The following is a 10,530-nucleotide window of genomic DNA, read 5'->3' as shown; positions in this document are numbered from 1 at the left end:
TGAAGTTGTTGGCCAGGGCGACTTTGACGGCGCTGCTGACTCGTTCTTCGAGTCCGCCAAGGCAACCGTCGGCGTCTACTACCACTTCTAAGATTTGCAATCGGGCAGGGCGGCTTGCCGCCCTCTCGACCTAGCGTCTTGCAAACCCAATTCGGCGATCCAGGCAACTGGGTCGCCGTTTTGGTTTGGGGAATGCGTGGGTGAATTTTTGGCCTGCCTGACGATGCGGCGTTTTCCGAAAACGCCTGCAATCAAGCCAATTTGCGGCTGACAAATCCTGCGCCCGGAGACGAAAGTTCTTCCACCGGCACGTTACGATATATGATGATTTTTCTCATATTTTCTTTCCCTTGAAACCGGGTAGCCAAAGGTCTAAGCCCAAGCCATCAACTGTCGCGTCGGTTCGCTCGCCCCAATTGCTTGCGCAACCCACGTAACCCGGTCGCCCGGCCGGACTAGAAAACAGGCTGCCGCATGACTGATTTGCTCAGCGACTATCTGCCGATTGTCATCTTCCTCGGCATTGCCGCCGTTATTGGCGCAGCCCTGCTGGTGGCGCCCTTCATCATCGCCGTGAAGAACCCCGATCCGGAGAAGGTTTCTGCCTTCGAAGCCGGTTTCGACGCCTTCGACGATGCGCGCATGAAGTTTGATGTGCGATTCTATCTGGTCTCGATTCTCTTCATCATTTTCGACCTGGAAGTGGCCTTCCTCTTCCCCTGGGCCGTGGCCTTCCACGACGTGGGCTGGTTTGGCTTCTGGTCGATGATGATCTTCCTCGGCGTTTTGACCGTCGGCTTTATCTATGAATGGCGGAAAGGGGCCCTGGAATGGGATTGAGCGAGCAGAGCGGTACGCTGGTCGCGCCGCGCCCCACGGGCCTTGTCGACCCGCGCACCAATAAGGTTGCCGGCGCTACCGACCCGTTCTTCACCGATGTCACCGACGAGCTGGCCGACAAGGGCTTTCTGGTTTCCACTGTCAATCAGCTGGTGAACTGGGCGCGTACCGGTTCGCTGATGTGGATGCAGACGGGTCTCGCCTGCTGCGCCGTCGAGATGATGCAGATGTCGATGCCGCGCTACGATATCGAGCGTTTCGGCACCGCGCCGCGTGCCTCTCCGCGCCAGTCGGACGTGTTGATCGTTGCTGGCACGCTGACCAACAAGATGGCTCCGGCGCTGCGCAAGGTCTACGACCAGATGCCCGAGCCGCGCTATGTCATCTCCATGGGCTCTTGTGCCAATGGCGGCGGCTATTACCACTATTCCTATTCGGTGGTGCGGGGCTGCGATCGCGTGCTGCCGGTCGACGTCTATGTCCCAGGCTGCCCGCCGACGGCCGAAGCGCTGCTCTACGGCATCCTGCTGCTGCAGAAGAAAATCCGCCGCACCGGCACGATCGAACGCTAGGGGCCCGGACAATGGATGAAGTAACCCAGGTCGATCCGCTGCTGGATCTCGGCGCCCATATCTCCGGTGCGCTGGGCGATGCCGTGCTGAGCCAGGAAGTGGCCTATGGCGAGCTGACGCTTGTCGTGGCGCGCGAGGCGATCGTCGATGTTGTCACCTTCCTGCGTGACGATGCGCGCTGCCGTTTCGTCAGCTTCGTCGATGTCTGCGGCGCCGACTATCCGGCTCGCGATGAGCGTTTCGACGTCGTCTACCATTTCATGAGCCCATACCTGAACCAGCGCATCCGCGTGAAGGTAACGGCCGATGACGTGACGCCGGTGCCGAGCATTACCGGCGTGTTCAAGGGCGCCGAATGGTTCGAGCGCGAAGCCTATGACCTTTACGGCATGCTGTTCTCAGGTCATGGCGACCTGCGCCGCATTTTGACCGACTATGGTTTTGACGGTCATCCGTTGCGCAAGGACTTTCCGACGACTGGCTTCGTGGAAGTCCGTTATGACGAAGAGCGCAAGCGCGTCGTTTATGAGCCGGTAAAGCTGATGCAGGAATACCGTTCGTTCGACTATCTGTCGCCTTGGGAGGGTACGGATTACGTGCTGCCCGGTGACGAGAAGGCCAAGCCATGAGTGTTGAAGCCGAAGTCCGCAATTTCACCATCAACTTTGGCCCCGTGCACCCTTCGGCGCATGGCGTGTTGCGTCTGATCCTCGAACTCGACGGCGAAATCGTCGAGCGCGTCGATCCGCATATCGGGCTGCTGCATCGCGGCACCGAAAAGCTGATCGAGTCCAAGACCTATCTGCAGGCCGTTCCTTACTTCGATCGTCTCGACTATGTGGCGCCGATGAACCAGGAGCATGCTTTTGCCCTGGCCGTAGAAAAGCTGCTGGGTCTTGAAGTGCCGCGCCGCGGCCAGTTGATCCGCGTGCTCTATTCGGAAATCGGACGCCTCTTGGCCCACCTGATGAACGTTACCACGCAGGCCATGGACGTCGGCGCGCTGACGCCGCCGGTCTGGGGCTTTGAGTGGCGCGAAAAGCTGATGATCTTTTATGAGCGTGCCTCGGGCGCGCGCATGCATGCGGCCTATTTCCGTCCGGGCGGTGTCCACCAGGACCTGCCGCAGGCGCTGATCGACGATATCGAGACCTTCTGCCAGGAGTTCCCGAAATTCATCGTCGACCTCGACACGCTGCTGACCGAAAACCGCATCTTCAAGCAGCGCAATGTCGATATCGGCCTGGTCAAGCTCGAAGACGCCTGGAACATGGGTTTCTCGGGCGTGATGGTTCGTGGTTCGGGGGCAGCCTGGGATCTGCGCAAAAGCCAGCCCTATGAATGCTATGACGAGATGGAATTCGACATTCCGATCGGCAAGAATGGCGACTGCTACGACCGCTATCTGATCCGCATGGAAGAGATGAAGCAGTCGACCTCGATCATGCGCCAGTGCGTGGAAAAGCTGAATGCTGCCGATGGCAAGGGCCCGGTGTCCTCGCTCGACGGCAAGGTGGTTCCGCCCAAGCGCGGCGAGATGAAGAAGTCGATGGAAGCGCTGATCCATCACTTCAAGCTTTATACCGAGGGCTACAAGGTTCCGGCCGGCGAGGTCTATGCTGCCGTCGAAGCGCCCAAGGGCGAATTCGGCGTCTATCTGGTCAGCGACGGCTCCAACAAGCCTTACCGCTGCAAGATCCGCGCGCCGGGTTTTGCGCATTTGTCGGCCATGGATTTCCTGTGCCGCGGCCACATGCTGGCCGACGTCTCGGCCATCCTTGGCTCGCTCGATATCGTGTTCGGAGAGGTTGATCGCTAATGGTTGCGCGTCGCCTTGCGGATGACCAGGTTCAGCCCGCGTCTTTCGCCTTTAACAATGACAACGCCAAATGGGCGGAATGGAAGATCGGCCTCTATCCAGCCGGCCGGCAGCAGTCCGCCGTCATTCCGCTGTTGATGCGCGCCCAGGAACAGGACGGCTGGGTCAGCCGCGCCAGCATCGAAAAGGTCGCCGAAATGCTCGGCATGGCCTATATTCGCGTGCTGGAAGTGGCGACCTTCTATACCCAGTTCCAGCTGCAGCCTGTGGGCACCCGTGCCCATGTGCAGGTCTGTGGCACGACGCCGTGCCAGCTGCGCGGCGCCGAGGGGCTGATCGAGGTCTGCAAGAGCAAGATCCATCACGATCCGCACCATCTCAATGCCGATGGCACCATGAGCTGGGAAGAGGTCGAATGCGCTGGCGCTTGCGTCAACGCGCCGATGGTCACCATCTTCAAGGATACCTATGAGGACCTGACGGAAGACCGTCTGGCCGAGATCATCGACGCCTTTGCCGCAGGCAAGGGCGAGACGATCACGCCGGGTCCGCAGATCGGGCGTCTCAATGCAGCCCCGGAGGGTGGTCGCGTCGTGCTGCTCGAAGAAGCGACGACCTATCGCGAAAAGTTCGTGCCGCCTGCGCCGCCACCGGAAGCAGCGCCTGCTGCACCGGCGGCCGCCGCTCCGGCCACTGCGGCCCCGGCTCAGGCACCGACCACCGCGGCCAAGCCCAAGGATGTGACCGAGGAATCGGCTCCGGCGATCAAGGGGCCATCCAAGGATGCCAAGGTGTCCGAGGCCAAGGCCGAGGGTGAGCGCAAGGCCGCCGACACGTCGGCCAAGGCCAATGGCGAGCCCAACAAGGCGATGCGCGAGACCGCGACCGGCGCCGAAACCGATGCGTCCAAGATCGATGGCGGCAAGGCTCCGGGCAAGGCGACCACCAATGCCACGGCCGACGGCGCCACCGAGGCCAGCCCGAAAAAGACGCGCACCATCATTGCTCCCAAGGCCAACCCCAAGGAAGTCAATCCGGTGGCGGAAAAGGGCGGCGATGCGCCGCTGTTCGTGGCACCCGAAGGCCCGGCCGACGATCTCAAGCTGGTCTCGGGCGTTGGTCCGGTGCTGGAGCGCCGGCTCAATGCACTGGGCATTACCCGGTGGAGCCAGGTTGCCGCTCTGACGCCGGAGCAGATCGACCAGGTCGAAGGCTCCCTGAATTTCCGGGGTCGCGTTGCGCGCGACAACTGGCTCCAGCAAGCCGAAGTGCTCGCCCGTGGTGGCGAGGAAGAATATGTCCGCGTCTTCGGCAAGAAGCCGCGTTAGGAGTGTGAGAATTGCTCGCTGACAAGGATCGCATCTTCACCAACCTTTACGGCCAGGGCGACTGGGGCCTCGAAGGCGCGCGCAAGCGCGGCGGCTGGAATGGTACCAAGGAATTTCTCGACCAGGGGCGGGACTGGATCACCAATGAGGTGAAAGCCTCCGGCCTGCGCGGCCGTGGTGGCGCCGGTTTCCCCACCGGCCTCAAATGGTCGTTCATGCCCAAGGTCAGCGATGGCCGGCCGCATTACCTGCTGGTCAATGCCGACGAGTCCGAGCCCGGCACGTGTAAGGACCGCGAAATCCTGCGCCACGATCCGCATCACCTGATCGAAGGCTGCCTGATTGCCTGCCGCGCCATGGATGCTCATCTGGCCTTTATCTATGTGCGTGGTGAATTCGTACGCGAGCGCGAACGCCTGGAACGGGCCGTTGAGGAGGCCTATGAGGCCAAGCTGATCGGCAAGGACAATATCCACGGCTGGGACCTGGACATCATTGTTCATCACGGTGCAGGCGCTTACATCTGCGGCGAAGAAACCGCGCTGATGGAATCGCTGGAAGGCAAGAAGGGCCAGCCGCGCCTCAAGCCGCCGTTCCCGGCCGGCATGGGTGTCTATGGCAACCCGACCACCGTCAATAATGTCGAATCCATCGCCGTCGTGCCGGAAATCCTGCGCCGCTCGGCAGGCTGGTTCTCTTCGATTGGACGTCCGAATAATGTCGGCACCAAGCTGTTCATGGTCTCTGGCCATGTCAACAAGCCGGCAACCTTCGAGGAAGCCTTGGGCGAAAGCTTCAAGGACATCATCGAAAAGCATTGCGGCGGTATCCGCGGCGGCTGGGACAACCTGCTCGCCGTGATCCCCGGCGGCGCATCCTGCCCGGTGGTCCGTGGCGAAGACATGATGGATGCCATCATGGATTTCGATGGTCTGCGTGAGAAGAAGTCGAGCTTCGGCACCGGCGGCATGATCATCATGGACAAGTCGACCGACATCATCAAAGCCATCTGGCGCATTTCGGCTTTCTTCAAGCATGAGAGCTGCGGCCAGTGCACGCCGTGCCGCGAAGGCACCGGCTGGATGATGCGCGTAATGGAGCGCATGGTCGAAGGCCGTGCCCAGAAGCGCGAAATCGACATGCTGTTCGAAGTGACCAAGCAGATCGAAGGGCACACCATCTGCGCCCTGGGCGATGCTGCGGCCTGGCCGGTTCAGGGCCTGATCCGCAACTTCCGTCCGACGATCGAGGCACGCATCGAGCAGTATACATATTCGTCCACCTCCGATGGCGCCGTGCCATCGATCGCGGCGGAGTAGGGCTGATGGCAAATATCAAGGTCGACGGCCAGCTCGTCGAGGTTCCGGACTATTATACGCTGATGCAGGCGGCTGAGGCCGCTGGCGCGGAAATCCCGCGCTTCTGCTATCATGAGCGCCTGTCGGTCGCCGGCAATTGCCGCATGTGCCTGGTCGAGGTGAAGGGTGGTCCGCCCAAGCCGACGGCTAGCTGCGCCATGTCGGTCAAGGACCTGCGTCCCGGCCCGAATGGCGAGCCGCCCGAAATGTTCACCAACACGCCGATGGTCAAGAAGGCCCGCGAAGGCGTGATGGAATTCCTGCTGATCAACCATCCGCTCGATTGCCCGATCTGCGATCAGGGCGGCGAATGCGATCTGCAGGACCAGGCCATGGCCTATGGCGTGGACAAGAACCGCTTTGCCGAGAACAAGCGCGCCGTCGAGGACAAGTATATTGGCCCGCTGGTCAAGACCTCGATGAACCGCTGCATTCACTGCACCCGCTGCGTCCGCTTCACCACCGAAGTCGCCGGCATTGCCGAAATGGGCCTGCTGGGTCGCGGCGAAGACGCCGAGATCACCACATACCTGGAGAAGGCGCTGACCAGCGAGCTGCAGGGCAATGTGATCGACCTCTGCCCGGTCGGTGCACTGACCTCCAAGCCCTATGCGTTCAACGCCCGCCCCTGGGAACTGGTGAAGACCGAGAGCATCGACGTGATGGATGCCGTCGGCTCCAATATCCGCGTCGACAGCCGGGGCCGCGAAGTGATGCGCATCCTGCCGCGTATCAACGAGGCGATCAACGAAGAGTGGATTTCCGACAAGACCCGCTTCATTTGGGACGGCCTCAAGAGCCAGCGGCTCGATCGCCCTTATGTGCGCAAGTCTGGCAAGCTACAGGCTGCCAGCTGGGAAGAAGCGCTTTCTGCCGTCGCCGCCCGGATCAAGAAGGCTGGCAACAAGGTCGGCGCGATTGCCGGCGACCTGGCTGCCGTCGAAGAAATGTATGCGCTCAAGGCGCTGCTGGCTTCGGTCGGCTCGGGTATGACCGACGTGCGTCCGGCCATGTCGGGTATCGATACGACCATGCCGCGCTCGGCCTATATCTTCAACCCGACCATTGCCGGGATCGAAGAGGCCGATGCCATCGTCATCATCGGCGCCAACCCGCGCAAGGAAGCCGCATTGATCAATGCGCGCATCCGGAAGACCTGGCGCGCCAAGGGCCTGCCGATTGCCGTGATCGGCGAACAGGCCGACCTTACCTATAGCTATAGCTATCTGGGCGAAGGTCTTGAGACCTTGGCCGATCTGGTGGCCGGCAAGGGCTCGTTCGGCGAGATTCTCTCCCAGGCCAAGCGTCCGCTGATCATCGTCGGTGAAGGCGCCGTCTCGCATGCCAAGCTCGGCAAGCAGGCTGGTCGCGACACCATCGCCATGGCTGCAAAGCTGGCCACTGGCGCCGGCGTTGCCGAAGGCTGGAACGGCTTTGCGCTGCTGCACAATGCGGCCAGCCGCGTCGGTGGCATCGACATCGGCTTCACCCCGCATGACGGTGGCGTCTGCTCGGCTGACCAGATTGTTCTGGCCGGCAAGGGCGAGCTCGACGTGCTGTTCCTGCTCGGCGCCGACGAATACGATACCTCTGCCATGGGCAAGGCCTTCGTGGTCTATGTCGGCAGCCATGGCGATGCCGGTGCACACCGCGCCGACGTCATCCTGCCGGCCGCGACCTATACCGAAAAGTCCGGCACCTACGTCAATACCGAGGGCCGCGTGCAGGTGACCAACCGCGCCGTGTTCCCGCCGGGCGACGCCAAGGAAGACTGGGCGATCATTCGCGCCCTGTCGGGTGCCATCGGCAAGCCTCTGCCCTTCAACTCGCTGACCCAGCTGCGCGCGGCCATCTATGCGGAATTCCCGCATCTGGCGCGCATCGACCAGATCGCAGCCGGTTCGGTTGCCGATGTGGCCAAGCTGGCCAAGGCGGCCATCAAGACCAAGTCGGCGCCTTATGGTTCGGCTGTGTCTGAATTCTATCTGACCAATCCGATTGCCCGCTCGTCCGCCGTGATGGGCGAATGCGCCGCCACGGCCGCTGGCCTGCAGCAAGCTGCGGAGTAGGGAGTATAATGGACTTTATTACCTCCGCTCTCGACTACCTGCTGGGCATTCCCATCCTTGGATGGGGTGTGCAGGTGGGGTTTGTCTACAAGGCCTTGCTGCTGCTCGTCGCGCTGCTGATCTTCACGGCGTTCATCCTGCTGGCCGACCGCAAGATTTGGGCTGCCGTGCAGATGCGCCGTGGTCCCAACGTGGTGGGTCCGTTCGGCCTGCTGCAGTCCTTCGCCGACCTGCTGAAGTTCGCGCTCAAGGAGCCGATCATTCCGGGCGGCTCCGACAAGGTGCTGTTCCTGTTGGCGCCGCTGCTGACGGCAACGCTGGCGCTGACCGGCTGGGCCGTGGTGCCGGTCGGGGCAGGGCTGGTGATTGCCGATATCAACCTCGGCATCCTCTACCTCCTCGCCATTTCGTCGCTCGGCGTCTATGGCGTGATCATCGGCGGCTGGGCATCCAACTCGAAGTACCCCTTCCTCGGCTCGCTCCGTTCCGCCGCGCAGATGGTGTCCTACGAAGTCTCGATCGGCCTCGTCATCATCACCGTGCTTCTCTGCGTCGGCTCGCTGAACCTTTCCGATATCGTGATGGCGCAGCAGGAAATGGGCCTGGCCCATATGCTGGGCGTGCCGTGGCTGTCGTTCCTCAACTGGTTCTGGCTGCCGCTGTTCCCGATGTTCGTGATCTTCTATATCTCGGCCCTGGCCGAGACCAACCGCCCGCCCTTCGATCTGGCGGAAGGTGAATCCGAACTCGTTGCCGGCTTCATGACGGAATATTCGGCAACGCCCTACATGTTGTTCATGCTGGGCGAGTACATCTCGATCCTGCTGATGTGCGCCATGACCACCGTCCTGTTCCTGGGCGGCTGGGCATCGCCGATCGACCTGCCGCCCTTCACCTGGATTCCGGGCGTGGTGTGGTTCGTCATCAAGGTCAGCATGGTGTTCTTCATGTTCGCCATGGCCAAGGCCATCGTGCCGCGGTACCGCTACGACCAGCTGATGCGCATTGGCTGGAAGCTGTTCCTGCCGCTGTCGCTGATCATGGTCGTCATAGTTGCATTCGTCCTGATGCTCACGGGCTGGGGCTGGCATGGAGGGATGGCTTGATGCGCGCCGCCCAGTTCGTCAATACGCTGCTGCTCACGGAGCTGGTGAAAGCCTTCTTCCTGACCATGCGCTATTTCTTCTCGCCCAAGCCGACCATCAACTACCCCTTCGAAAAGGGTCATGTGTCGCCGCGCTTCCGCGGTGAGCATGCGCTGCGCCGCTATCCCAATGGCGAAGAGCGCTGCATTGCCTGCAAACTGTGCGAAGCCATCTGCCCGGCCCAGGCTATCACCATCGAAGCTGGCCCGCGCCAAAATGACGGCACCCGCCGCACCGTGCGCTATGACATCGACATGGTGAAGTGCATCTATTGCGGCTTCTGCCAGGAAGCCTGCCCGGTGGACGCCATCGTCGAAGGCCCGAACTTCGAATTTGCAACCGAAACGCGTGAAGAGCTGTATTTCTCGAAAGAGAAGCTCCTCGCCAACGGTGATCGTTGGGAGCGTGAAATCGCCGCCAACCTCGCCGCTGACGCGCCGTATCGCTGAGAGGGAAGAGTATGACCCTTCCACTATTCTTCTTCTACCTGTTCGCGGCGATCCTGGTTGCCTCGGCGGTCATGGTCATCTCGGCGCGCAATCCCGTGCATGCCGTGCTGTTCCTGATCCTGGCCTTCTTCAATGCGTCGGGTCTGTTCATGCTGGCCGGCGCTGAATTCCTCGCCCTGCTGCTGATCGTCGTCTATGTCGGCGCCGTGGCGGTGCTGTTCCTCTTCGTCGTGATGATGCTCGATGTCGATTTCACCTCGCTGCGCTCCGGGTTCCTCCAGTATGCGCCTGTTGGTGTCGTGGTGGGTGTGATCCTGCTGCTCGAGTTGCTGCTCTTGGCCGGAAGCTTTGTGGTTTCGCCTGAAGCGGCATCCGGTTCGGGCCTGCCGATCGAGGTCGGGACCGACAATATGCGCGCCATCGGGCTGGTGCTCTACACGCGCTATATCTTCCTGTTCCAAGGCGCTGCCGCCGTGCTTTTGGTTGCCATGATCGGCGCCATCGTGCTGACGCTGCGCCACAAGACAAACGTCAAACGCCAGAACCCAATCGATCAGGTGGCCCGCCGGCCATCCGAGACGCTGGAAGTGGTCAAAGTCAAAAGCGGTCAAGGGCTGTAGGAGGCAAACATGGGCTTGGGTATCGAGCTCGGTCACTACCTGACCGTAGCAGCCATTCTGTTCACGCTCGGCGTGTTCGGCATTTTCATCAACCGCAAGAATATCATCGTCATCCTGATGTCGGTGGAATTGATCCTGCTTGCGGTCAATCTCAACATGGTCGCCTTCAGCGCCGTGCTGAACGATCTGCAGGGGCAGATCTTCGCGCTGCTGATCCTGACCGTGGCGGCTGCCGAGGCCGCCATCGGTCTCGCCATCCTCGTTATTTACTATCGCAACCGCGGCTCGATCGCAGTTGAAGACGTCAACCAGTTGAAGGGCTAGAAGACC

Annotated in this window: 11 protein-coding genes; all 11 read left to right on the top strand. The window is 61.4% G+C overall.

Annotation, left to right across the window (positions count from 1 at the left end):
• Positions 1–474 precede the first annotated feature (474 nt).
• From BM045_RS16460 to nuoK, 11 genes are read left to right on the top strand one after another with little or no spacing between them, the layout of a single operon-like run.
• Positions 475–840, top strand: a complete 366-nt coding sequence (locus tag BM045_RS16460; protein WP_092185200.1) for an NADH-quinone oxidoreductase subunit A — start codon at positions 475–477, stop codon at positions 838–840.
• The gene (locus tag BM045_RS16455) at positions 831–1,412 is read left to right on the top strand and encodes a NuoB/complex I 20 kDa subunit family protein (RefSeq protein ID WP_092185199.1); all 582 of its coding nucleotides are present in this window, start codon (positions 831–833) and stop codon (positions 1,410–1,412) included. Before BM045_RS16460 ends, BM045_RS16455 begins: the two co-directional genes overlap by 10 nt.
• A gap of 11 nt (positions 1,413–1,423) precedes the next feature.
• Entirely contained in the window at positions 1,424–2,041 is a 618-nt protein-coding gene (locus tag BM045_RS16450) for an NADH-quinone oxidoreductase subunit C (RefSeq protein ID WP_092185198.1), read from the top strand.
• Positions 2,038–3,231 (top strand): NADH-quinone oxidoreductase subunit D, encoded by a 1,194-nt coding sequence (locus BM045_RS16445; RefSeq protein ID WP_092185192.1) that lies wholly within the window; start codon positions 2,038–2,040, stop codon positions 3,229–3,231. The genes BM045_RS16450 and BM045_RS16445 overlap by 4 nt, the downstream gene beginning before the upstream one ends.
• Positions 3,231–4,559 (top strand): NADH-quinone oxidoreductase subunit NuoE, encoded by a 1,329-nt coding sequence (gene nuoE / locus BM045_RS16440; protein ID WP_092185191.1) that lies wholly within the window; start codon positions 3,231–3,233, stop codon positions 4,557–4,559. The genes BM045_RS16445 and nuoE overlap by 1 nt, the downstream gene beginning before the upstream one ends.
• A gap of 11 nt (positions 4,560–4,570) precedes the next feature.
• Positions 4,571–5,878 carry an NADH-quinone oxidoreductase subunit NuoF gene (gene nuoF / locus BM045_RS16435; RefSeq protein WP_092185190.1) on the top strand — a complete coding sequence of 436 codons (1,308 nt, stop codon included), beginning with the start codon at positions 4,571–4,573 and terminating at the stop codon, positions 5,876–5,878.
• Between the two features lie 5 nt (positions 5,879–5,883).
• Positions 5,884–7,986 carry an NADH-quinone oxidoreductase subunit NuoG gene (gene nuoG / locus BM045_RS16430; RefSeq protein WP_092185189.1) on the top strand — a complete coding sequence of 701 codons (2,103 nt, stop codon included), beginning with the start codon at positions 5,884–5,886 and terminating at the stop codon, positions 7,984–7,986.
• 8 nt (positions 7,987–7,994) lie between these two features.
• Positions 7,995–9,092 carry an NADH-quinone oxidoreductase subunit NuoH gene (nuoH, locus tag BM045_RS16425; protein WP_092185188.1) on the top strand — a complete coding sequence of 366 codons (1,098 nt, stop codon included), beginning with the start codon at positions 7,995–7,997 and terminating at the stop codon, positions 9,090–9,092.
• Positions 9,092–9,580, top strand: a complete 489-nt coding sequence (gene nuoI, locus BM045_RS16420; protein WP_092185187.1) for an NADH-quinone oxidoreductase subunit NuoI — start codon at positions 9,092–9,094, stop codon at positions 9,578–9,580. The genes nuoH and nuoI overlap by 1 nt, the downstream gene beginning before the upstream one ends.
• Before the next feature lie 11 nt (positions 9,581–9,591).
• Positions 9,592–10,200, top strand: coding sequence for an NADH-quinone oxidoreductase subunit J (locus BM045_RS16415; RefSeq protein ID WP_092185185.1), 609 nt, complete (start codon positions 9,592–9,594; stop codon positions 10,198–10,200).
• Positions 10,201–10,215: 15 nt separating this feature from the next.
• The gene (nuoK, locus tag BM045_RS16410) at positions 10,216–10,524 is read left to right on the top strand and encodes an NADH-quinone oxidoreductase subunit NuoK (RefSeq protein ID WP_092185227.1); all 309 of its coding nucleotides are present in this window, start codon (positions 10,216–10,218) and stop codon (positions 10,522–10,524) included.
• Positions 10,525–10,530 lie beyond the last annotated feature (6 nt).

The sequence above is a fragment of the Devosia sp. YR412 genome (assembly GCF_900110945.1).
GTDB lineage: Bacteria > Pseudomonadota > Alphaproteobacteria > Rhizobiales > Devosiaceae > Devosia.
The sequence above is the reverse complement of the archived record's forward strand: the minus strand, read 5'-3'. Positions and strand labels throughout refer to the sequence as shown.